This is a genomic window from Guptibacillus spartinae (assembly GCF_028610625.1).
Lineage (GTDB): Bacteria > Bacillota > Bacilli > Bacillales > Guptibacillaceae > Guptibacillus > Guptibacillus spartinae.
Genome location: NZ_JAQQWU010000005.1, coordinates 214208 through 237284 on the forward strand (window position 1 = coordinate 214208; position 23077 = coordinate 237284).

General features: G+C 39.7%; 26 protein-coding genes and 1 riboswitch. Of the genes, 9 read left to right on the plus strand and 17 right to left on the minus strand.

Annotated features, from left to right (window positions below; all coding sequences use genetic code 11):
• Positions 1 to 10 precede the first annotated feature (10 nt).
• From PQ511_RS11525 to PQ511_RS11535, 3 genes are all read right to left on the minus strand, one after another.
• Positions 11 to 1045 carry a FecCD family ABC transporter permease gene (locus PQ511_RS11525; RefSeq protein WP_273852050.1) on the minus strand — a complete coding sequence of 345 codons (1035 nt, stop codon included), beginning with the start codon at positions 1043 to 1045 and terminating at the stop codon, positions 11 to 13.
• A complete protein-coding gene (locus PQ511_RS11530; RefSeq protein WP_273852051.1) occupies positions 1045 to 2097 on the minus strand; it encodes a FecCD family ABC transporter permease in 1053 nt (350 codons plus the stop codon). Before PQ511_RS11530 ends, PQ511_RS11525 begins: the two co-directional genes overlap by 1 nt.
• Positions 2098 to 2160: 63 nt before the next feature.
• Complete coding sequence (locus tag PQ511_RS11535; RefSeq protein ID WP_273852052.1) at positions 2161 to 3117, minus strand: iron-hydroxamate ABC transporter substrate-binding protein; 957 nt, start codon at positions 3115 to 3117, stop codon at positions 2161 to 2163.
• A 330-nt stretch (positions 3118 to 3447) separates the two neighbouring features.
• Between PQ511_RS11535 and glnA the strand changes: the two genes are divergently transcribed.
• Complete coding sequence (glnA, locus tag PQ511_RS11540) at positions 3448 to 4770, plus strand: type I glutamate--ammonia ligase (RefSeq protein WP_273852053.1); 1323 nt, start codon at positions 3448 to 3450, stop codon at positions 4768 to 4770.
• A gap of 66 nt (positions 4771 to 4836) precedes the next feature.
• Here the strand turns inward: glnA and PQ511_RS11545 are convergent, their stop codons facing one another.
• Entirely contained in the window at positions 4837 to 5007 is a 171-nt protein-coding gene (locus PQ511_RS11545; protein ID WP_273852054.1) for an aspartyl-phosphate phosphatase Spo0E family protein, read from the minus strand.
• A gap of 202 nt (positions 5008 to 5209) precedes the next feature.
• Positions 5210 to 5310, plus strand: a riboswitch (purine riboswitch).
• A 69-nt stretch (positions 5311 to 5379) separates the two neighbouring features.
• Between PQ511_RS11545 and PQ511_RS11550 the strand changes: the two genes are divergently transcribed.
• Complete coding sequence (locus tag PQ511_RS11550) at positions 5380 to 6672, plus strand: NCS2 family permease (protein WP_273852055.1); 1293 nt, start codon at positions 5380 to 5382, stop codon at positions 6670 to 6672.
• A 135-nt stretch (positions 6673 to 6807) separates the two neighbouring features.
• Complete coding sequence (locus PQ511_RS11555) at positions 6808 to 7239, plus strand: hypothetical protein (protein WP_273852056.1); 432 nt, start codon at positions 6808 to 6810, stop codon at positions 7237 to 7239.
• A 47-nt stretch (positions 7240 to 7286) separates the two neighbouring features.
• Here the strand turns inward: PQ511_RS11555 and PQ511_RS11560 are convergent, their stop codons facing one another.
• Positions 7287 to 7826 (minus strand): flavodoxin family protein, encoded by a 540-nt coding sequence (locus PQ511_RS11560; protein WP_273852057.1) that lies wholly within the window; start codon positions 7824 to 7826, stop codon positions 7287 to 7289.
• A gap of 141 nt (positions 7827 to 7967) precedes the next feature.
• On the opposite strand from PQ511_RS11560, the gene PQ511_RS11565 reads away from it, so the two are divergent.
• On the plus strand, positions 7968 to 8846 hold the full coding sequence (locus PQ511_RS11565; protein ID WP_273852058.1) for a LysR family transcriptional regulator: 879 nt from the start codon (positions 7968 to 7970) through the stop codon (positions 8844 to 8846).
• A 75-nt stretch (positions 8847 to 8921) separates the two neighbouring features.
• On the opposite strand, the gene PQ511_RS11570 is transcribed toward PQ511_RS11565, so the two are convergent.
• The 8 genes from PQ511_RS11570 to PQ511_RS11605 all read right to left on the minus strand — a co-directional run bounded on the left by PQ511_RS11570 (position 8922) and on the right by PQ511_RS11605 (position 15635).
• Entirely contained in the window at positions 8922 to 9164 is a 243-nt protein-coding gene (locus PQ511_RS11570) for a hypothetical protein (protein WP_273852059.1), read from the minus strand.
• Positions 9161 to 9352, minus strand: coding sequence for a hypothetical protein (locus tag PQ511_RS11575; RefSeq protein WP_273852060.1), 192 nt, complete (start codon positions 9350 to 9352; stop codon positions 9161 to 9163). The genes PQ511_RS11570 and PQ511_RS11575 overlap by 4 nt, the downstream gene beginning before the upstream one ends.
• Before the next feature lie 16 nt (positions 9353 to 9368).
• Complete coding sequence (locus tag PQ511_RS11580; RefSeq protein WP_273852061.1) at positions 9369 to 9635, minus strand: hypothetical protein; 267 nt, start codon at positions 9633 to 9635, stop codon at positions 9369 to 9371.
• A gap of 250 nt (positions 9636 to 9885) precedes the next feature.
• The gene (locus PQ511_RS11585; RefSeq protein WP_273852062.1) at positions 9886 to 11349 is read right to left on the minus strand and encodes a glycoside hydrolase family 32 protein; all 1464 of its coding nucleotides are present in this window, start codon (positions 11347 to 11349) and stop codon (positions 9886 to 9888) included.
• A gap of 39 nt (positions 11350 to 11388) precedes the next feature.
• Positions 11389 to 12231, minus strand: coding sequence for a carbohydrate ABC transporter permease (locus tag PQ511_RS11590; protein WP_273852063.1), 843 nt, complete (start codon positions 12229 to 12231; stop codon positions 11389 to 11391).
• Positions 12232 to 12233: 2 nt separating this feature from the next.
• Entirely contained in the window at positions 12234 to 13109 is an 876-nt protein-coding gene (locus tag PQ511_RS11595) for a carbohydrate ABC transporter permease (RefSeq protein WP_273852064.1), read from the minus strand.
• Positions 13110 to 13172: 63 nt separating this feature from the next.
• Positions 13173 to 14456, minus strand: coding sequence for an ABC transporter substrate-binding protein (locus tag PQ511_RS11600; protein WP_273852065.1), 1284 nt, complete (start codon positions 14454 to 14456; stop codon positions 13173 to 13175).
• Positions 14457 to 14666: 210 nt separating this feature from the next.
• A complete protein-coding gene (locus PQ511_RS11605) occupies positions 14667 to 15635 on the minus strand; it encodes a LacI family DNA-binding transcriptional regulator (RefSeq protein ID WP_273852067.1) in 969 nt (322 codons plus the stop codon).
• Between the two features lie 325 nt (positions 15636 to 15960).
• Here PQ511_RS11605 and PQ511_RS11610 point away from each other — a divergent pair, with 325 nt between their 5' ends.
• Positions 15961 to 16920, plus strand: a complete 960-nt coding sequence (locus PQ511_RS11610) for a sodium:calcium antiporter (protein WP_273852068.1) — start codon at positions 15961 to 15963, stop codon at positions 16918 to 16920.
• A gap of 53 nt (positions 16921 to 16973) precedes the next feature.
• Here PQ511_RS11610 and PQ511_RS11615 read toward each other — a convergent pair whose 3' ends face one another.
• Positions 16974 to 17750, minus strand: coding sequence for an SDR family oxidoreductase (locus PQ511_RS11615; protein ID WP_273852069.1), 777 nt, complete (start codon positions 17748 to 17750; stop codon positions 16974 to 16976).
• A 369-nt stretch (positions 17751 to 18119) separates the two neighbouring features.
• Here PQ511_RS11615 and PQ511_RS11620 point away from each other — a divergent pair, with 369 nt between their 5' ends.
• From PQ511_RS11620 to PQ511_RS11630, 3 genes are all read left to right on the plus strand, one after another.
• On the plus strand, positions 18120 to 18386 hold the full coding sequence (locus tag PQ511_RS11620) for a hypothetical protein (RefSeq protein ID WP_273852070.1): 267 nt from the start codon (positions 18120 to 18122) through the stop codon (positions 18384 to 18386).
• A gap of 339 nt (positions 18387 to 18725) precedes the next feature.
• Entirely contained in the window at positions 18726 to 19571 is an 846-nt protein-coding gene (locus tag PQ511_RS11625) for an STAS domain-containing protein (protein ID WP_273852071.1), read from the plus strand.
• A 334-nt stretch (positions 19572 to 19905) separates the two neighbouring features.
• Complete coding sequence (locus tag PQ511_RS11630; RefSeq protein ID WP_273852092.1) at positions 19906 to 20166, plus strand: GlsB/YeaQ/YmgE family stress response membrane protein; 261 nt, start codon at positions 19906 to 19908, stop codon at positions 20164 to 20166.
• 88 nt (positions 20167 to 20254) lie between these two features.
• On the opposite strand, the gene PQ511_RS11635 is transcribed toward PQ511_RS11630, so the two are convergent.
• Genes PQ511_RS11635 through PQ511_RS11645 form a run of 3 tightly spaced genes read right to left on the minus strand, consistent with a single transcriptional unit; the run spans position 20255 to position 22008 of the window.
• Positions 20255 to 20458: a hypothetical protein gene (locus PQ511_RS11635; protein WP_273852072.1), complete on the minus strand. Its 204-nt coding sequence runs from the start codon at positions 20456 to 20458 to the stop codon at positions 20255 to 20257.
• Between the two features lie 20 nt (positions 20459 to 20478).
• Complete coding sequence (locus PQ511_RS11640; RefSeq protein ID WP_273852073.1) at positions 20479 to 20682, minus strand: PspC domain-containing protein; 204 nt, start codon at positions 20680 to 20682, stop codon at positions 20479 to 20481.
• A gap of 27 nt (positions 20683 to 20709) precedes the next feature.
• Positions 20710 to 22008, minus strand: a complete 1299-nt coding sequence (locus PQ511_RS11645; RefSeq protein ID WP_273852075.1) for an ATP-binding protein — start codon at positions 22006 to 22008, stop codon at positions 20710 to 20712.
• Between the two features lie 209 nt (positions 22009 to 22217).
• Here PQ511_RS11645 and PQ511_RS11650 point away from each other — a divergent pair, with 209 nt between their 5' ends.
• Positions 22218 to 23075 (plus strand): GRP family sugar transporter, encoded by an 858-nt coding sequence (locus PQ511_RS11650; protein ID WP_273852093.1) that lies wholly within the window; start codon positions 22218 to 22220, stop codon positions 23073 to 23075.
• The last annotated feature ends 2 nt before the right edge of the window (positions 23076 to 23077 follow it).

Below are 23077 nucleotides of genomic sequence, written 5' to 3' on the forward strand. Positions count from 1 at the left end.
CGTTCGCCTCCTAAGCTTTTGATCTTGCAAGTAAATATAAAAAGTACGGTGCTCCGATAATCGCCACCATAATACCTGCATGAATTTCAGATGGTGCGAGAATCGTTCTGCCAATCGTATCAGCGACTAAGAGAACCAGTGCACCTGCAAGAGCCGATAGCGGTAATAGAAACCGATGATTATTTCCCACTAACTGTCTTGCAAGATGCGGACCAACAAGACCAACAAAACCAATCCCTCCACTTACCGACACACAAGCAGATGCAAGGGCAACGGAAGCACCAAGAAGTAAGAACCTTTCTTTCTCTACTTTCACGCCCATTCCAGTCGCAAGCTTCTCTCCAAAATTTAGTCCATCTAGCGTTCTCGCTTTATAGAAAATGAAAGAAAACAATACTAAGATCCACGGCAATAGTGTGAGAACATGAACCCACGTCGTCCCCCATATTTTCCCTGCAAGCCAAACAGCGATAAATTGATAATCAAAGGGATCCATCCGTAGCGTTAGAATCGTGATAAGAGCACCGATACCTGCTGCGACCGCAATTCCATTTAGAATCAACCGCTGTGGCATTAACCCTTCTTTTTTGCTATATGAGAGTGCATAAATGATGACGGCCGTGACACACCCACCAACTAATGCGAGAAACGGCATAAGTAAGATCGGCGCATCTGTTGTTTTCGGGAAAAAAGAGATAAATAAAACAACCATTAAAGCGGCCCCACTATTGATTCCGAGTATGCCCGGGTCTGCAAGAGCATTCCGTGAAATGCCTTGAAGGATACAGCCAGAAACGGCTAGACCAGCGCCAACCAGAATGGCAATCACAATTCGTGGCAAGCGAAATTCAAATAAGATTAACGACTGTTTCTCTGTGCCACTCCCAACCAACGTTTTCACTACCTCACCAGGACTTAATTTCGTTAATCCTGTATTTAAGCTAATAAAAAAGGTTGCCATGATGAGGAAGAGGAAAATCCCCATCATCACATAGCGCCTGCGGTTTCTTTTCCGCTGGACGTAAAATAAAGAATCGCCATTCATCACAACTCCCTCCCTTCACGTCTTGCTACGAATAGAAAGAATGGGACACCGACAAGAGCGAAAATCGCACCAATTGGCGTTTCATATGGGGCATTGATGAGTCTTGCTCCCATGTCAGCAACGATCATAAATAATCCGCCAAGAACCGCGGAGCATGGAACAATCCAGCGATAATCCACACCAACAAGGAACCTTGCGATATGAGGAATCACCAGACCAACAAATCCAATTGGACCAACTGCAGATACGGCAGCTCCGGCAAGAACAAGAACTACAACTGCAGCCAGCACTTTGATTAATTTAGTGCGCTGCCCAAGGCCTACAGCCACATCTTCTCCGAGACTAAGTAATGAAATGGACTTGGATAGAAAGAGAGCTACAAGTAGCGCAATGACAATCCATGGCAACAACAGTTGAATTTGCGGCCATTTCAAACCAGCAGTGCCTCCTGCAAACCAAAAAGCAAGATTCTGCGAGAGTTGATAGTGGATGGCAACACCTTCACTAACTGCTGTAAAGAGGGCACTAACTGCAGCACCTGCTAGTACTAACCGAACCGGTGATAAACCATTTCGTGAGAGAGATCCGATACCGAATACGAGTGTTGCCCCGATTCCAGCACCAATGAAAGAAACGAACATTAGGTTGGTATAGGATAGACCAGGAAAAAAAGCGAAGCTAAGCGCCATCATCAAGGTAGCTCCTGCATTTAAACCAAGTAACCCGGAATCAGCAAGAGGATTTCGCGTCACTCCCTGCATGATTGCTCCAGCAACGGCAAAACTTGCGCCAATTAAGATGTCGGCAACAGATCGAGGCATTCGAAACTCACGAATGATCGAATGTTCGGTTGAAGTTGGGTTAAACTGAAAGATTGCCTGCCAGACCGTCATCAATTTAATATCTGCAGCACCCAGTGCAATTGATAGCCCAAGACTTAAAATCAGACCCACACCTCCTGCCACAAGAATGAATATTGCCATGACAGGTCGCGATTGAACGGAGAGCTGTCCTTCTATTGTATTTGCCATCTGTTCAGCTTTCTTTGACATGTGATGACTCCTTGCTTTATGTAGTGAAAATTAGTCCTGGTACCTGGCACCAGGACTTCATATTTACTTATTGTTTTCTTTTAAAGTGTTTACGATTAGCTCAAGCTGACCTTCTACTGCGATTGGATCATAATAGTACATATTGTCAAAATTCATTTCATAAAGATGACCGTTCTTCACAGCGTCAAGATTTTTCCAGAGGGCGCTTTCTTTCGTTTCCTTTAGCACATCTTGATTATCCTCAGCGGCATACTCGGTATAAAACATATGATCTGCCTGGTATTCAGGTAAGACTTCAAGCGAAATCTTTTTCCAGTTATCGCCTTCAATCACGTCTTTTTGAATCTTCTCAGGTGCTTTTAACTCAAGTGCATCATAGATGACTTGACCACCGCGCCCAAAGTTATCTCCAAAAACATAGAAATCTTTTGTTTGCACTTCATATATCCCGACCGTCTCATCTTCACCGATCACACCGTCTAATTCTTCCCTTGCTGCTTCTGCTTTTTCATCGAATTGGTTGATCCACTCTTTCGCAGCTTCTTCTTTTCCTGCAATTTCACCCATTGCGGTTACTTCTTCATCTAAAGAATCGTATGTTCCAAACGGCATAAGCACTGTTGGCGCTATTTTTGACAGCAGATCATATTGTTCTTGATCCGTTACGACAATTAAATCTGGATCTAACGATGTGACCTTCTCTACTGAAGGTGGCGTGCCGATATCTTCAATACCTGCAATTTGTTCTTCCGTAAAATAAGGATTATCAAGCACAAATTGATCTGGTGCTCCCACTGGCGTCATTCCAAGCGCGAGGAAATAACCAACGTAATCCGTTGCCACGATTCGTTCAGGATTTTTTGGTATGTCAAACTCCTGTCCATCTGGTAATGTGAAGGTTTTCATCTCTCCACCGCTTTCAACCGCTTCACTTTTTTTGTTCTCATTACCACAAGCAGTTAGTATAAGAACGAGCATTAACATCAAAATAAGAGTAATTCTCTTTTTTGTCGCTTTCATTGTATGTAACCCCCTAAATGATATTGAGATTCATTATCATTTAGAATGATAGCACCTTCTTTTCTCCATGTCTACACGATGTGATTCATTTTACTTCTCTAAAAGCGCTAAGCGGTGCACCTTGTTAGCGTTTTCAAAAACTTTTAGAAAAACTTTCAAGAGAAAAAGTGGTTTACGACGTTCTCACTAAGGTTATTAATACACACATATTCAAGTCATCATTTCGTGTTGAACTTTTATGTTAGGTATCCTTACATAAAAACACAATTATCTGTAAATATCATTAGAATGAACACTAACAAAAAAATTAAAGGTGAGGTTAATTAATCCATGACATTAACAAAGAATAGTATTCAACAGGACATCATGAAGGAAGCAAAAGAAAAGAAAGTCGAATTTATTCGACTTGAATTTACGGACATGCTTGGTGAAACAAAGAACGTTGAACTTCCAATTGAAGAATTGGAAAGTGTGATGAACAACGAAGCAATGTTTGACAGCTCTTCCATTGCTGGTTTCTCTGACATTCAGGAAAGTGATATGTATCTCTTCCCTGACCTTGAAACATTCAAAGTCCTACCGGACGCTGTTGATCAGGATTGTATCGCTCGCTTTATTTGCGACATTCATACACCAGATGGTGAACCATTCGAAGGTGACCCACGCTTTATTTTGAAAAGAGCGATGAAGGAAGCTGAAGATATGGGCTATACGGTTAACGTTGGTCCAGAACCAGAATTCTTCCTTTTCAAACTAGATAAAGACGGTTATCCAATTCGCAAGATGAATGACCGTGCAGGTTATTTTGATGCTTCACCTAAAGATAAAGGTGATCAGGTACGTCGTGATATCGTTCGTACGCTTAAGAAATTCGGTTTTGAAATGGAAGCTTCTCACCACGAAGTTGCGCAAGGACAGCATGAAATTAACTTCCGTTTCGATAGCGTGATTAAAGCGGCTGATAACATCCAAACGTTTAAGAACGTTGTGAAAGATGTTGCAACTAGCCATGACTACCATGCTACGTTTATGCCGAAGCCAATTGCTGGTGAAAACGGATCTGGTATGCACTGCCACCTTTCCCTTTTCACTGAAGGTGAGAGCGCGTTTTACGATGAAAACGATCCAGACGGCATTTCGAAAACGATGAAGCAATTTATGGCGGGTATTCTTTCACATGCCAATGGCCTTGCTGCCATTACAAACCCGAACGTTAACTCATACAAGCGCCTCGTTCCTGGTTATGAAGCACCAGTAAGTGTGGCATGGTCTCACTCGAACCGAAGCTGTATGATCCGCGTACCTACAACGCGTGGAATGGGTACTCGCTTTGAGATTCGTAACCCGGATCCAACAGCGAATCCTTACCTTACACTTGCTGCCGTTATTCATGCAGGTCTTGAAGGGATCCGTCATGATCTTGATGCTGGCGCACCAGAAACACGTAACCTTTATGAAGTTAACACAGATGATGTACCAACACTTCCAACAAACTTGAAGGAAGCGATCAAGTCACTTCGTGAAGATAAAGTTGTTATGGAGGCTCTAGGTGACCATACTTCAAAAGTGTATATTGAAGAAAAAGAAAAAGAATGGATCGAATACTCCCTTATGGTAAGTCAATGGGAAGTTGATCGCTACATGAATAAATAAACCAACCCAAAAAGGAGCATCCTCTAAATACGAGGATGCTCCTTTTTACGTTTTATGGAAAGTGTATTAATGATGGCATTTGTATTCTTTTAGCTTTTGATACTGAATAATTTTCTCATCTAATCGTTTACTCAACAGAAGAATTTTCCCACTTGAGTAATCATCTACGTCTTGTCCTAGATCATAAAGCACCATTCGCAACGTCTGAATTTCGTTTTCTAGGTTCTGCAGCAACATAGCGCTCTCCCTCTATATTTGTCTTATATTTACATTACCATAAAATAGGCTCCTACGTTCTGTATTCTCACAAATTACATAATTTTTAACATTTCCAGATTTATTATTATATTTGTAATGCAAATTAGAAAACAATGAATACTAAGACATTAACAAAAACGATTGACCCGTCTTTTTTTCATTGTTATGATTCTCGTTATAAATTTATCATATGACTAAACCTTGTATAAGTTCAGGAATAGGGCCTGAACGTTTCTACCAGCTACCGAGAATGGCTTGTCTACAAGGATTTATGAAGATTTTCATATTTCCTTGTGATGATGCTCTGGTTTCTGGCCAGAGCTTTTTTTATTTGAATCAGGAGGGTCTACCATGAAAAACTTCTTCCAGTTCGCTGAACGGGAAACAAATTATCGTAAGGAAACGTTAGCCGGGATAACAACCTTTTTATCCATGGCTTATATATTAGTTGTGAATCCGATTATCTTAAGTGAAGCCGGCATTGATAAAGGAGCGCTCTTTACTGCCACTGCTCTATCTGCAATCGTTGGGTCATTGCTTATTGGAATTCTTGCTAACTTCCCTGTAGGGATCGCGCCAAGTATGGGGCTTAACTCGTTCTTCACTTTCTCCGTCGTCATCGGAATGGGGATTGATTGGGAAATTGCTCTTACAGGCGTGTTTATTGCCGGCATTATCTTTATGATTCTTAGCTTATTGAAAATTCGCGAGAAAATTATTAACGTGATCCCAAAAGATCTTAAGCATGCCATAGCTGCTGGAATTGGCTTTTTCATTGCGTTTGTAGGGCTTAAAAATGCAGGCATTGTCGTCGGAAACGAAGAAACGTTTATTTCAATCGGTCAGCTAACAACGCCAACAACCGCTTTAGCTGCTTTTGGTTTTGTTATTACACTGATGATGCTGATTCGTGGCATTCGTGGCGGAATCTTTTATGGAATTGTGATTACCACCATTCTTGGCATGATCATCGGGCTTGTTCAGATTCCTACTTCAGTGGTGGGACAGGTTCCGAGCCTTGAGCCTACATTCGGCGTGGTGTTTCAACATTTAGGAGATATTTTTACACCTGAAATACTAGCTGTTATTTTCACGTTCCTATTCGTTGCTTTCTTCGACACGGCGGGTGCTCTTATCGCTGTTGCCAGTCAGGCTGGCCTTATGAAAAATAATGAAATTCCAAATTCGGGTCGTGCGTTACTTGCCGATTCAACTTCAGGTGTTGTCGGAGCGATCTTCGGCACATCAACAACTGCCTCTTTCGTTGAATCATCTGCTGGCGTTGCCGTTGGGGGTCGAACAGGCTTCACATCCGTTGTCATCTCAGCCTGCTTCTTCATTGCGCTGTTCTTCTCTCCTATACTTGGTGTCATTACACCAGAAGTAACTGCTCCCGCTTTGATTATCGTTGGTGCCCTTATGGCAACAGAGGTCAAGCAGATTGATTGGAGCCGATTAGAAGTCGTCATTCCAGCTTTTGTGACGATCATCATGATGCCTCTTACGTTCAGCGTTGCAACAGGAATTGCACTTGGCTTTATTCTTTATCCTTTTGCAATGATCGCAAAAAAAGAATGGAAGCAAGTACACCCGATTATGTATACGCTCGGCGGCTTATTTATTCTTTACTTCATCTTTCTATAAGATTTTTGAAGGGACATTTCGGCCGAAATGTCCCTTCCTTTGTTTTGCCTATGAAAAATAGTGGTAGTATACCGTTGGATAGTTTAAAATAGGGCATTAGCAAAAGCTTCACAAAAAAGGTAGTGATAAAAAAACATGTTATATATATGGGACGTCGAAAAAATCATTAAAGACACGCTAGAAGAGCATCAACTAGCGATTAACTATGAGTTCAACAACGAGCTATCCGCTCCAATGAGCTATAACGTATCGACCAATACGATCAAGTTTAATTACTTACAAATGAACGGCTACCAAGCAAAAGTGAATTTTAAATTAAAAGAAACGGAAGAAAACATCGCTTTAATCCTGCTGTATCACGAAATTGGCTATTACTTAGACTTTAAGAAGCACCGCCACGACCTTCGCATCTTAATGTATGAAGATGAAGAAGTTCAGCAGGAACTTCTCGCAGAAATTGAAGAAAACGCCTGGGAACAAGGACGGAAGTTGATTCCTGAGGATTTAAAAGAATCCTATGACCAATTACGAGAGATCGATCAACAGTTTCAAAACGCACAACCTTAACGTGAAAAAAAGGACGAAACCAATTTGGTATCGTCCTTTTTTGTATCCTAACGTTGAAATTCGTTTCGCCACTGCTTTGCTTTTTCTAATGCTAGCCTGTCATCCCTTACCTCACCTGGTTTAACACCTGTACCAATCACATAATCTACAAACTCCATGTTCACAAATTCAAAAATGTAGTTAAACTGTTGAATGAGCGGCAAACCTTTTACTTTTGCACTGCTCCCACCTGTCACAACCACATACGCTTTTTTCTTTGTTAGCTCTTCTTTTAAATTCAACTTCTCATCACGAAGATATTGCGACCAGCGATCGAAGAAATTCTTCATCGGCCCACTCATACCATACCAATAGAGGGGTGTTGAAAAGATGAGAACATCATGGGATAGCAAAAGATCAAGCAATTCTTCATAATCATCCTCAACTGGTGAGAAACCAGCTTCAGAATGACGCTCGTCAATAATGGCATTGATTTGTTTATCTGCAAGAGAGACGACGGTGTGGTCCGTCCCTTCAAGGATTGTTTCAGTTAAATATTGTGAATTTCCATCTTTCCGCGTACTTCCTAATAATGCTAGAATCTTCATAGTCAATCTCCTTTATGTAAGCTTCCACTATCGCCTACTTCTTAATGATATTCAGATAATGGCAGTATATCATTGCACAACCCATCAATGTTATCTATAATATTTGATGCTAACGATCGAAATATTTGATGGAGGTATCGAATGGATGTAAGTTATTTATACACATTTCATGAAGTCGCCAAATCAGGAAGCTATACACAAACGGCTGAAGAACTTGGTTACGCCCAGTCTAGCGTGACCGCTCAGATTAAAAAGCTAGAAGAACATTATCAAGTGAAGCTATTTGAGCGAGTTGGAAGAAAAATGAGATTAACGCAACCCGGGGAGCAGCTTCATGCTTATATCAGTGACATGATTAAGCTACTAGATGAAGCGGATGCAACACTACGAAAAGATACCAACTTAAAGGGAACCATTCGGATTGGAACAGGTGAAACCGTTGCCGCCTATTACATCACTCCTTATATTAAAGCCCTTAAAGAAAACCATCCCGAATTACGAATCCGCCTTGAATCAGGACAATGCCAAAATTTAATTGGTGGCACAATTGATGGCGCCTACGATGTTACGATTTTATTGGATCGTTTGCAGAGACACCCTGACTTAAAAACGGTCCCAATCCGTCAAGAAGAAATGGTGATGATTGCACCTCCTCACCACCCTTTCACTAAGCTCGCTACGTTGGAGCTAGAAAAATTAGCAGAGGAAACACTGATTCTAACGGAAGAAGGTTGTTCCTATCGCGTACTGTTCGAACAAATCCTAAGCGAAGAAAACATACAAGCAAAGTCTATTATCTCATTCAGTAGTCTAGAGGCCATTAAACAATGTGTGGCAGATAACCTTGGAATAGCACTCCTACCTAGGATTGCAGTCGAACGAGACGTTCAAAGTAATCGAGTCGCCATCGTCCCATTTAAGCACCCTATTCCCATTTATATGCAAGTCGTCTACCAAAAGCGCAAATGGATGTCGGTACCACTTAAACAATTCATCTCATTATTAGGCGATAAAAAGTGAACTTCAAACGAAGAAATATCTTCTTAACAAAGATGTTTCTTCGTCATCAAAAATACTCCGCTTTTATAATGATGGCTAGTTAATAAATTGCACAAGTCCAGCTGTAATGGAAATCACGCTAAGTCCCAAAAAAAGCAGCGTCACTTTCTTCTGCTTCTTCGTTTTCTCTTTGATGTAAACGAAATAAAGTGAGGCGAATACAGCAACACTGATGCAAAGTCGAAACAAAGATTCATGTTCTCCTGTAAACCCTAGCCAAGTGATGCTACTCGTAGCCACGATCATGATGAGTAAGATCAATGCTCTTATGTACTTCATGATTTCCCCTCTCCATTACGCCTTTCCTTTAGCACAGCTAGAATGACAAATATTCCTCCGACGCTCATGGAAACGATGACGCCGAAGTCCATTCCAGCACTGTTTTTATTTAATTTATAAAGAACGATTAGGTTAATGATTGTAAGGCATACGAGCAATATTTCCACTAAAAAACCTTTTATCTTCATTTTATCCCCTTTCTTCTTAAGAAGCTTTTTCATCTGGCCCCGGCATCTCTTTTAGAAAATAGGCGCCTAGAAATAGAAATAGCATTGACCCTAGTAAACTATACAATCCGAGAAATCCGAACCAATACCCCAAGGGATTAAGAGCCGCACTAATCATAAAACAAATAGGAGAAATAGCAGATCTTATTCCCGTTAAGCCCGCTCGTTTTCTTCTAGTCACCTGAACATAAATCCCTATTATAAAAACGATTACGAAAATAATCGTTAAGACGATTTCAAGCATTTCATTTTTCTCCTTTCATAGTAAATCGCTTTCTTTCTTTACGATTCATAAGTAGTTAAAGTTTCACTCCTTTAGAAAGTGAATAAAATAGTGAAAATCATTTGGCTGAGTCGAACTGCTCTTTAGTACAGGTGTACGTGTCGATAAATTCTCCATTGATAAGCTTTCGTTAATTTGAATGGAAAAAGATCGTCCCGTGGAATAATCTACTGGGACGATCTTTTTTACTTGAGTTCTACAATATTTGTATTCATTTGCTTTCTGACTGGATTGGTTTACCGATATACCAATTGTGAAGCTTAACTTCACCATCCATCGAGTTAAACGAAAGGGATTCACATGGATGATCTGGATAAACCAAACTAGTTAGTGCATACTGGCCCTCGTTAATAAATAATTCTATCGAAGAAGAATCGATTATTATTCTGAAATTAAGCTTTGTCATATTATCGATTTTCACTTTCTGATCACTAATAAAATTTGTTGAGAAGTCAATTATACCTGAATCTTTACGCACTAGACGTACTTCCTTGTTATTGTAATCGATTTCAATTTTAGTGAACTGGTCATTCGAATGATTCAAAACGATTTCAAGCTGTGCAGCATCTTGCCTTTCAATCGATAGTGAACAATTTACATATGACTTTCCTATTTGAAAAGTCCTTGTTCCATTTGCATAAATCATTTCTTCATCCAAGGCTACATTCAAGAAATAGGACTCCAGTTCTTTTACTGGCAATTGATACACATAATATTCTCCTTCTATTTCTTGAAGAGAGAGTTCTCTTGGAAGAGTCATTTGGCTTCTCCACCCATTCGTCGGTACCTCATTTGCATAGCGCCAGTTACTCATCCACCCTAGATAAATTCTTCGACCATCCTTTTCCGGAATATCAGAAAAACTTACTCCTGCGTAGTTATCTTTACCAAAATCTAACAAACAACTCGAATCTTGATCTGATGCAAAGGTTTGACCATCAAATTCACCAATAAAATACTGTGTTTGTGATCCGGTTTCAAAATCAGGATTATCGCCAACACTTACGAAAAGCACCCATTTTTTTTCGTTACTTTCAGACACCTTTAGCTGAAATAAATCGGGACATTCCCACACCCCATGATGAAGCCCAATCCCCTCTCCAAATTCACTTTCAAACTCCCAATCAATTAAATTAGGTGACGAGTAGAAGCTAATTGTTTGCCCTGTCGCTAATACCATGATCCATTTGTTCGTTTGTTCATACCAAAATACCTTTGGATCTCTAAAATCAATTTTTGATTCACTTGCTAGCACAGGATTCCCCTCATACTTTTTCCAGGTTCTCCCTCGATCACTACTGTATGCGATGGCCTGAGTCTGATTCGGTTCTTCCCCTTCTTTTCCATCAAGATGATAAGTGAAGATAGCTACTAATCCTGGTTCATTTGGAAAGAAGCCGGTCGTATTTTCCCAATCTACGACAGCACTCCCTGAAAAAATCATTCCCACCTTATCTGGATATAAGGCAATATCAAGCTCTTCCCACTCTATTAAATCTTTACTAACTGCATGTCCCCAATGCATTGGTCCCCAGATCGTACTATACGGATGATATTGATAGAACAAATGATACTCTCCATCAAAGAAAACTAATCCATTTGGGTCATTCATCCAGTTGTTTTGGGGTGCAAAATGTAGATGTGGTCTGTGCTTTCCTAAAGCGTTTGTTTTCATTTGTCATCCTCCATTTTGATAGATATCATTTTTAGCAATTTATTTAATTCCAGTTCCTGATCCGCCAAGCCCTTGCAATAAGTATTTCTGCGCTACGATGTAGACAATGATGAGCGGAATAGTCGAAAGGGTAAGGATTGCCATCACCTGATTGGTATAAACAGGAGGGGTTGAATTAATATTAGTAATGGCAACTTGTAGTGGGAACTTTTCTGTATCTGTTAAGACCATTAATGGCCATAAGTAATCATTCCAACTTGCGATAAAAGAGAGCGTTCCTACTGTTGCGATCGCTGGTTTAGACATAGGTAAAATAATCTTCCAAAAGATTGTCCAATAGTTCGCACCGTCCAATTGAACAGATTCAATAATTTCATCTGGAACAGCTTTGAAGAAATTTCGAAAAAGGTAGATAAATAACATATTTGCAAGCATCGGCAATACAACTGCTAGTCTAGTATTTAGGATTCCAAGCTCATGTGCGACGGTAAATTGTGTAATGATCAGTGTTTCCATTGGGACTATTAAGAGTGACAAAAGCAAGCCAAATAGAAACTTTTTTCCAGTGAAGTTAAATTTGGCAAACGCATACCCTGCCATCGCATTGACTACGATTGAACCCGCGGTGACAATAACTGCGTACATGACGCTATTAAACACATATTTCAATACATCAAATCTTGCAAATAAATCTTGATATGTTTGAAACCACTCTGAAGGATTCACTGAAGGAAAGAATGATTGAATCGTTCCCATATCAACATAGATGTCTCCTTCAGGTTTCATTGAGGATGCAATCATCCAGATCATCGGAAAAATAAAAATAGATGCTAATAGAATGAGAAACGTATATTCTATAACTCTCTTAACCGGCGTGCTCATGATTAATCATCCCCCTTTGATAGCTTGTTTTGAACAATTGTTATCAATCCAATGACAACTCCAAAGACAACCGTCATAGCACTTGAATAACCAATTAAGCGATCCGAAAATCCTGATTGATATATATAATAAACTGGGGTCATCGTGGAATTCATTGGTCCTCCTTGCGTCATCACCATTGGCTGAATGATCAACTTAAATGCTGCTATAAAAGTTGTAATCATAATTAATAAGGTTGTCGGCCTTAACAGCGGCAGGGTAATGTGAATAAAATTTTGCCATTTGTTTGCGCCATCAATTTTACTAGCTTCATAAACACTGCCAGGAATATTTTGAAGACCAGCCAGAAAGATCAACATCTGGTAACCAGCACCTTGCCAGGCAGATACAAATACGATGGTATAGAGAGCTTGTTTAGGACTCGAAAGAAAAGGCTGGGGATCGATTCCCACTTTTTCCAGTAGAACGTTAATCAGTCCTTCAGATGGATTTAATAAATACAGCCATAGGACCGAAATAACAACTAAAGATAAAACCACTGGCGCAAAATAAGCTATTTTAAAGAAGATGTTTCCTTTTCTATTCTTATTGATCAAAAGCGCCAAGCCTAAGGCAGCTCCGATTTGGATTGGAATAACACAAACAACAAAGAGAACGATGTTTTTTAAGCTTTCTAAAAATATAGGATCATTAAAAATTTCAATAAAGTTAGCTAACCCAACAAATTGTTTGTTGTCTGGGGTTAATAAATAATAATCAGTAAATGCGTAGTAAATGGCCATTAATGCTGGAATGATTAAAAATAACCCCATTAATACCAGCGCAGGAGATAAGAATAAGTATGCGGGTAGATTCATACTGGAATTAAACTTCTTCATCTTTGATGTCTCCTTTTAAATGTAAACCGACCTGAATCAAGACAGGTCGGTTTACGAATTCTATTATTGTAACGCTTTATCAATTTGTGAAGCCTTGTCGTCGAGCAGTTTTTGAATGTCTTGATTTTCTTCAAAGTAAGTTAAGTCACTAATCGTTTCCTGGAACGTACGACTCACTTTTGGATATTGAGGAAGTACCGGTCGTGCATGTGCCGATTTTGCATTTTGATTAATTAGAACTTGCATTTGAGGCGAAACTTCTTCTCTAATTTCTTCAATGACAGAAGTCGCAGCTGGTAAGACACTATTCTCCAAACTGATTTTCGTAAGTGCCTCTGTTGTCGTTAGGAAATCAATAAGCGCACCGGCCGCTTCCTCCTTATCGGTTGTTGCTGACATCGCATATTGCCATGAGCCGGATGGGGAAACTAATTCGTTTGTTTCAGGTGATGTTGGATAAGGCATTACGCCATACTCTATATCAGGGTAACTACTGTTCATTTCAGCAATCGTCCAAGAACCTGTCATCATCATTGGATATTTACCTGTTTGAAATCCTTTTTCTACAGGAGTCTTCGTCGTGTATCCTTTTTCAACCAATCCTTGGATGAAACTCATTGTTTTTACGCTATTTTCATCATTAAATACCCCGGTTGCCTTCGTTCCATCTTCAGAGACAATGTTTCCACCTTGGGACCATAGAAAAGGCGTAAAAGCGTACATTAACCATTCACTTTGATCCTTTAAGCCCATGTCAATAGCTGGTTGATTATACTCTTTGACAAGGGTTTCACTTAAATCTTCAAACTCATTCCAGTTCCACGGTTCTTCAACTGTTGGAAGGGTTGCTAAATCAATTCCTGCCTCTTCTAACATTTGCTTATTATAGAAAATTCCTACGCCTGATTCTGAATAGCCAACGGCATATAATTGATCATTATAAGTCCCTTGCTGAATAATACTTGGTAATAAATCATCTTTATTGCTGATATAGTCTCCGATTGGGGCAATCATACCCGCCTCTGCATATGCAGCAGTGTTTGGGCCATCAAGAGTTAGCACATCAGGTAATGAATCCGTTGTCAAAGCTGCGTTTATTTTATCCTCATAACCACCACCGCTTCCACTTCTAGGAATAAATTCAATTTTGGCTGTGTAGCCATCTTCATTTTCTTCGTTAAATTGATCAATAAGACTTTGCATTGCTTTACCTTCAGCTGTTTCATTTGAAGTATGAACCCACATGGACACTTCATTTGCGTTTTCGCTTGATGTCTGCTCATTACTACATGCTGTGACCACCACTGCTAAACACATACAAAAAACTAGTAAGATTAACTTTTTCACTTCTTATTCCCTCCCCTTTTAAATAACGAAAATGACTTTACTTCATAAAACCATGACAAGAAAAATCCATACTATTAAGACTGCAGCAAATGTAACCGCCTACATTCATTATAATATGTCAACCGGTTTCACATGTCAACCGGTTGACATAAATTATCTTAAAAATGTGACTACTACTTCGAAAGAAAGAAGCGTGGGAGTTTATCGCTCTTACTTTCTAGTAGTATCACTTTCGATTAATCTTACGGGTATGATCGTTTCTGACTGAAAATCCTCTTCATTATTGATCTGCTTTAACAGTATTTCTAATGCGATTACGGCGATATCTCTTATAGGTTGCTCAACGGTACTTAGTTCTGGAAGTAATAACCTTGTCGTTTCTGTGCCATCATATCCAATCACCTTTAATTGCGTTGGGATATCTATTCCCCTTCTCCTCGCCTCTTGCATCACTCTTGAAGCAATTAAATCATCACTAGCAAAAATACCATCTACCTCCGGATTTTCATTAAATAAGCGAGAAAAAACGGAATCATTTGAATCATATTCATACGTAAGCGGTGTCAATTGATTGTTTTTCATAACCTCTTCATACGCTTTCCGCCGCTTGTTTGCTGGAGTTTCTAACGAAATCGGCCCATTAATATGAATGATTGTTTTACATCCTTTATTAATTAATAATTGTGTGGCTTTTTCTCCTCCCTGGTAATTATCACTTGATACAACAGGAATTTTTTTTGATAAATAACGATCAATACCCACTACAGGAAGATTAGGGTCTTCGTATTCCTTGATTCCTTTATTATGTGCTCCTGCAATAATGCCATCAACTTGATTTCGTTGTAACATTTTCAAGTAACCTCTTTCTTTATCTTCCCTTCCCTGGCTGTTACAAAGGAGCACCTTGTATCCAAGTGAAGCAGCGATGTTTTCTAAATGAAAAATAAGTTGTCCATAAAATGGATTGCTTGTTGTAGGGAAAATAAGGCCAATCAGAAATGTTTTTTTGATGAATAGAGATCGAGCAACTTCATTTGGATAATAGTTTAGTTCTTCCATCGCTTTATGAACTTTTTCTCTCGTTTTATCACCTATGTATCCTCGATTATTTAGCACACGAGAAACCGTAGTAGGTGATACCCCGGCCACTTTAGCAACGTCTTCAATTTTCGGCTTCACATTAACCCCCCCCTCCCTCTCATCATTGAGAGCGATCATTATCATTTATTTACCGACCATAATCTTATCATACTTTGCTAATGATGTAGAACTGTACCTTTCTGCTCTCTTTTAAGTAGACATATCCCCCTTCTAATTGACTTTGAATATAAAACGAGCTATAGTTAGCTTAACAAGGGGAGTAGCGACCGGTATCGGCTGATGAATCATCAATACGGTATGGAAATACCTGGTTCATCGGGCTAAGTTTTTTAGTACGCAAGACCTTGGTACAATTTTGTTGTGCCAGGGTTTTTTTGTATGCGCTGGCGGAGAGGAGTTACACATGATTATTTTGATCTTTCTTCTTGCAGCAGCCGTCGTGGTTGGTGCCGCTATTTACCTGAATCAGTTCGGTGATGTCATTAGCAAAAAGTCATCTTTAAGCGGAGCCGTCGTTGGGACATTCCTGATTGCAGGGGCCACGTCTTTGCCGGAGTTAACAACGAGTCTAACCGCTGTCTATATTGATAATCCAGATATTGCAGTCGGTAATATGCTAGGAAGCAATATCTTTAATCTATTAATTCTAGCGGTTGTTGATGTCATTTATCGAAGACGGAGATTATATCAGAAGGTGAACACGAAAGCGCATGTGCCTTCTGCCCTTGTCGGCCTTCTGTTTCTCGCCATTCTTATTGTCTCGTTATTATTACCTGGAACGGTTTCTATCTTTGGTATAGGAATTGAAATGATTTTCATTGTACTCCTATATGTGCTTTCGATGAAAAGCATTTCGGAGGATGACGGGGAAGAAGAAGATCTTCCTACAAAAGATCTTACGCTTCGTACCGCAGTGATTGGATTTATTGTTGCCGCGTTGATTGTTTTTGTTTCAGGTAGCATTCTCTCCATTTCAGGTGACCGCCTTGCAGAAGTGACAGGGATGAATTCAAGCTTTGTCGGTAGCTTTTTAATTGCTGCATCTACTTCACTACCAGAACTTGTCACAGTTCTAGCAGCTTTTAAACTAGCAAACTATAACATGGCGATTGGTTCGATTCTTGGTAGTAACCTTTTCAATATTCAACTTCTAGCCCTTACTGATGTGTTATATAGAGAAGGACCGATCCTTGCTGCTGTTGATTTCTCTCATATTTTTATCGCATGCCTGGGGCTGTTGATGACAATCGTCATTTTGTATTTGCTTCTTCGACCATCAACTGGGCGTAGTTCTTGGCGCTACGCTGCGCCATCGCTCCTCATGGCTCTACTCTATGTCGTTGTTTCATATGTTTTATTCTAAAAAGAAAAGCGTGCTGACACGATGTCAGCACGCTTTTCTTTTTCGTTAGTCTCTTAATCTCGAAAACCACCGTCTGAATGAATGATTTGTCCTGTTATCCAACTCGCGTCATCACTCGCTAGAAAGTTTACTAAACGTGCTGCATCTTCCGGCATACCAATTCTCCCCGTAGGAAATTTTGGTTTTAAGAAGTCTTGTGTCGCCTTATCCATGTAGCCTGAATTCGTGGGACCGGGGTCAATTGCGTTAACTGTTATATGATGAGGAGCAACCTCAGTTGCAAATGAAGTTGTAAAAGCGGAGATCGCTCCTTTCGTTGTAATATAGGGCAGGTTTCCGGGCTGAGGACTTTTGTCCTGTCCAGAAACGAAATGGATGATTCGTCCACTAAAAGCCTTTTTCTTAAGGTGTCTCGCAAATGCAACAGATAGCATACACGTCCCCCTCACATTTACCGCATAATGCTCATCAAGGACATCTGCTGTTAACTGTTCATGACTCATTTCTACACAATGTGTGGCGTTGTTCACTAGTACTGAAAGCTGGCCGGTCATTTGTTGAACGCGCTCCAAAAGTCTTTCCGGCGCATCCCTTTCACTTAAATCCAGCTCCATTGACTCCACGTTCACACCGTGTTCCCTTAACTCATTTTCAAAACTTTCAGCCCACTTCATTTCTGCATCAGCGTAACCTGTATTAAAATCGTATGGCGAAAAATGAGTGAAAAATAAATGGAAACCTTGCCGAGCTAACTCTCGACAAATCGCAGCCCCTATCCCATTTGGGCGACTTGCCCCTGTGACAACCGCAATTTTTCTACTATGATTCATTTTACCTTCCTCCCTTTTGAAGGCACACCCGTACACGTATGAGAGGAAATGAAGAAAAGGGCAAAATCTACTAAAGCCCTGTCCAAATCATTTATCAATCATGAACGTGATGAACCTGTACTAGCTTCATTAACAGGCCTATCCCCTTGTTTGAAACGGGTTGAACGATAACAAGATTTCTCCACACATGTTCCTACTCCCCTTTCCTTTCATCTCCATTTTTAAATATATCAAAGCGATACTAATAAGCAAGAAAATTCAGTTAGATAAGTAGGTAACAGCAATAATACCTTTAATTCGAGAATTAAGAGTTTAAAATAGTCATACTAGTGGAAATAAGAAATAACTACCAAAATAAGGAGAAACGGCATGCCTAATCCAAACACGATCATTCAACGACTAGTCGAGAAAGATCAAGATTCGTTGAATGAATTGTACGATACGTATTCTCGTCATCTTTCAATCCTTCTCACAAAGACAGGAACTGACCCTATTAATCATGAGAGAATTATGATGCAAGTTTTTCAATTAATATGGTCTTCCCCCACGATTCTTTCGAAAGACAAACACCTTTCTGTAGCCATAACTAAACTTTGTCTGACATTAATCAAGGGCAACTATCCGCGTGTTTCTTAATAATCTACTTCCCAATCTATCGTTAAAGAGGGTCGTAACATTCTTCCCCCCCTTTTTTATTTACCCATCCTTCCATCGCTTTATCATTTTTAACATTTCACAATTAATGGGATGTTACACAATTGTTATGTTTAAAAAAGCAATTAAGTTCGTTGATCATGTAAAACCTTGTTATAATAGTTTTATAATAGTTGTAAAGTCAATTACCTTCATATCGCGATCATATTGTTCCGATCCAACAGATGCCATCCTTGTGGAGATTTCCATGAGACGAGTGGATGAAATAATACACACTACTAATTAAAGAACGAATTCAGGTATCGAGAGGAGCATATTTGCATGCAACGTAACAAGGAACTTCATCAATTTTTATTAACAAAAGCGGAACAGTTAACGGAAGATTGGTACACGTCACTCGATAAGAGCGGAACGGGTGTCTATGCCTCTACTGATCCGAAGGTTATCCAGGAGTTAAAAGCACAAAATTTCGAGTTTCATCAGCACTTATGCAAAATATTTATCATGGAAAAAAACGCCTTTTTTACCGAATTCGATGATTGGGTTAAGGAGATCGGAAGTGATCCTGAGCATTTAAATACACCTACTCACCTCATAATGAGAGAATTTCAGCGCGTGCGTGAACAATATATGAACTTTATCGACGAATACGCCAATTCAACAGAAGAACTTGTTTCACAGAAAAGCCTTGATATTTGGAAGCATGCCATCATAGAAGCTATCGACGTGGTAATGACTCGTGTTGTTGAAGAGAAATCGAACCATTTAAATGCTCGTATCGAAGAACAACAGCAAACCATCAATGAACTGAGCTCACCGCTGATTGATCTTCCAGATGGAAAAGCACTTCTTCCCCTAGTCGGTGACATCGATTCAGATCGCGCCACTGCTATTTTCGAGAATACGCTCGAAGGTTGTACAACGAAACGAGTCGATCACCTTTTTATTGATTTATCTGGAGTCTATCTCGTTGATACAAGAGTCGCTCAGCAAATATTCCAGTTGATTACGGGACTTAAGTTAATTGGTGTTACAGCAACCTTGTCAGGGATTCGTCCTGAAATTGCTCAGACTGCCGTTCAACTTGGAATTGATTTTGGTGAAGTACGCATTACTTCTAACCTTGCGCAAGCTATTTCTTCAGAAGCAACGGTATCTAGAGATTAATTAGTCATATGTATTTGCATACTAAGGACGTATCTTGACCCTTTAGGGAATAAGATATGTCTTTTTTCAATGGATTTCCGATTATGAAATTAAAAATAAATTGTAAACATACTACTGAACGCGGATCAAGCAAGGCATGCATGACTTAGGATAAAGGAGTAATCTACGATCGATTGATTAAAGGACAAAAGCGGTTTCAAATAAACTAGAATACTTTCAACCAGCACTTTATATAAATATAAGGGAGCACAGTAGCCAGTCATCGATTATGAATAGAAATTTTTTTATAGGATAAAACAATACAGAAAGATACTGTCATTAGGAGGTGTTTCCGATAGGATTTATTTGGAGTTTAATCATTGGTGGTATTATTGGTTGGCTTGCTGGTGTCATTACAGGTCGCGATGTTCCAGGTGGAATTATAGGAAATATTATTGCTGGATTTGTTGGTGCGTGGCTAGGTACGCTCATACTTGGGAGTTGGGGACCAGATCTCGGTGGATTCAGCATTGTCCCTGCTATCATAGGAGCCATCATTTTAGTGTTAATTGTGAGCTTTATTATGGGCAAAACTCGTAGTAAAAGGGAATCCTAGTTACGCATGAGATTCGAATTAGTTAGAAACGAAAGAGCGATGCATCGAGATGCATCGCTCTTTTTCATCCGGCACAACAAAGGTATACTTACGAGTGATGTGACCTTTGTTGCTTCCAATACTTCTTCAACTGCCAACTATTTGTCAGAACACCCAAAAAGCCAGTAACTGCAAAGATCGCAGATAGTGTCGTTGAGAATAATTCCATCCACCAAAAAAAGGAAATTAGCCCTGCACAAAATAGTATAAAGGAGCTAAACATAGCAACGACGTTGTAATATCCATTTCTCATGTTACCCTCCGTACGCGCCTTTACTGATTGTTTTGCACTTCCTTATCCGTTGGCAAAATGATCGCTGCTGCAATATAGATGAGAACAAATATCCCTGAAGTAAAGATCGATAATGCAAAGTAAGCAATTCTTAGAATGCTTGCATCAATGTTAAAGATTTCGCTAGCTCCTCCGAGAACACCGGAAAGTTGCTTGTTTGTTGTCGATTTATAAAACTTTTTCATGAGTTTAGCCTCCATTCGTTTCTTCTATTAGTTACGAATACCTTCCTGAAAAGTTTCGTATTTATCCTCATTTCGTTGTTCTATTTCAAATACAAGGTGTACGGTCGTCCCCACACCTGGGGTACTCACGTAAATAATTTCCCCATTCATTGCTTGAACAATGCTGTGAGAAACCATCATGCCAAGACCAGTCCCCTTTTCTTTTGTTGTGAAAAAAGGCTGCCCCATGCGACTTAGCTGCTCTTCCGTCATCCCAATCCCCGTATCTGAAATACTTACGGTTAGTTTACTATGCTCTCTTTCAACCTCAACAGTAAGCTTCCCACCCTCAGGCATGGCCTCAATCGCATTTTTAAAAATGTTCATTAAGCACTGCTGAAATTTACGCTTTTCTGATTGAATCATAATCGGTGAGATATCAATTTTTGTTGTAATGGTCACATCTTTTAACGTGGCAAGAGGGGTAATCACTCCGACGCTATAGGCAATTTCACCTGCAAGATCAATTTCTTCTATATCTTCAGGAAACGGCTTGGCGAAGGTTAGATAGTCATTAATAATTTCTGTCGCACGATCAAGTTCATTAATGGCTAATTCCATATATTCCTTTGTCTGTTTGTTTTCGAGATCACTCTCAATCAGCTGTAGAAATCCTCGACTTACAGTAAGAGGATTACGTACTTCGTGCGAAATACTCGCTGCGAGATGACTGACGACTTCTAACTTCTGACCTTCCATCACTGACTGCAGCAATTTAAATTGATTTAGAAAAACTTCGTAAACAAGTGTGGCAAGTAGCACTCCCATCGAGCTAATCAAATTAAAAAGAATCCAGGAAGAAGTATGAATTTGCGTTTCAAAAAAAGTGAGTGAGATAACGGTTGATGATACGCCTACCATTAAATCAAGACTGAAAGCAATAAGAAGTTTTTTCTTTAAACTTGATTGAACAAATATTGGCGAGGCGTAGGAGGCAACAATAGCCAGAAGCGTAAAGGATAACAAAGTTGAATAAAAACCCATCCCTCCCAGTGTAAATCGGTAGGCAAGTGTGACAAATAAATAAGCGAGAGCGACCCACTTTCCTCCGTAAAGGGCACCAAGAATAAAGGGAATTCTCCGAAAATCCAAGATGAAATTATCATCCACGACAACAGGATAAACCATACACAAAATAATGGCTACGCCAGGAAATAACGTTAACAACCATCCAGAAGATTTTTTCAAAAAGTTTGTGTGCTTTAGTAAGTATAGGATCTGAATAATACTGAGCGGGGCAAAGACAAGTAAGAGATTTAGAAGTAGATTTTTTGCAGTTAACAGCATTAAAAGCATCACCACACTTTGGAAATTAGTAAGTTAGTCTTAGTAAATTTCTTTTTTGTATGTCCTAAGTCCTCTTTATTTCCTACATGTATTTTATTGCCATTCTTTAAAATAGCTTTTCTGTTAAATAATAGCGGATAAAAAGCTTGAAAAAGAGATACGTTAAGAGTGTTATCCCATCCTATTGTAAATAAGCAGGTGGTTAAATGATTGAAATCCTCATCGCGCTCATTCCCGCTGTTATGTGGGGAAGTATCCTGCTCGTTAGCACGAAGCTTGGCGGTGAACCGTACAACCAGGTTGTCGGAACAACCATTGGGGCGCTTCTCTTTTCGATTGTGGTGTACTTTTTTACGACACCTCAATTTACAACAGCTGCCATAATTGTGGGCTTTATTTCAGGGTTATTCTGGTCTGTTGGCCAAATGAATCAATTCAAAGCCGTCGCTTTTCTCGGCGTATCAAAAACACTACCCATTTCTACTGGGCTGCAGCTTGTCGGAACATCATTGTTCGGGGTCATTGCATTTGGCGAGTGGTCTTCCACCACGAAACTGACGATTGGAATTGGTGCGCTTGTTCTTATTGTAGCCGGGGTCATTTTCACGTCTTATGAAAAATCAGAAGAAAATGAATCAGAAGGAAAAAGTGATTTAGCTAAGGGATTTACGATTTTACTATTATCAACTGCTGGATATGTAGGTTATGTTGTCATCATCAGATGGTTTTCCATTGATGGGTGGACGGCGATTCTTCCGCAAGCAGTCGGTATGGTTGTTGGCGCACTTGCTCAAAGTCTTCATCATAAACCATTTAACAAATACACGCTTCGAAACGGGATCCCAGGTCTCATGTGGGCAAGTGGAAATCTTGCACTTCTTCTCTCAATTCCTCGCGTCGGGACGGCGACAAGCTTTTCGCTCTCTCAAACAGGAATTATTATCTCCACTCTCGGAGGGATTTTCCTCTTAGGTGAACGAAAAACAAAGAAACAACTGATCTTTGTCATTCTAGGATCAATCTTAATTATTATTGGTGGCGTGATGCTCGGCTTTACGAAAAAGTAGGG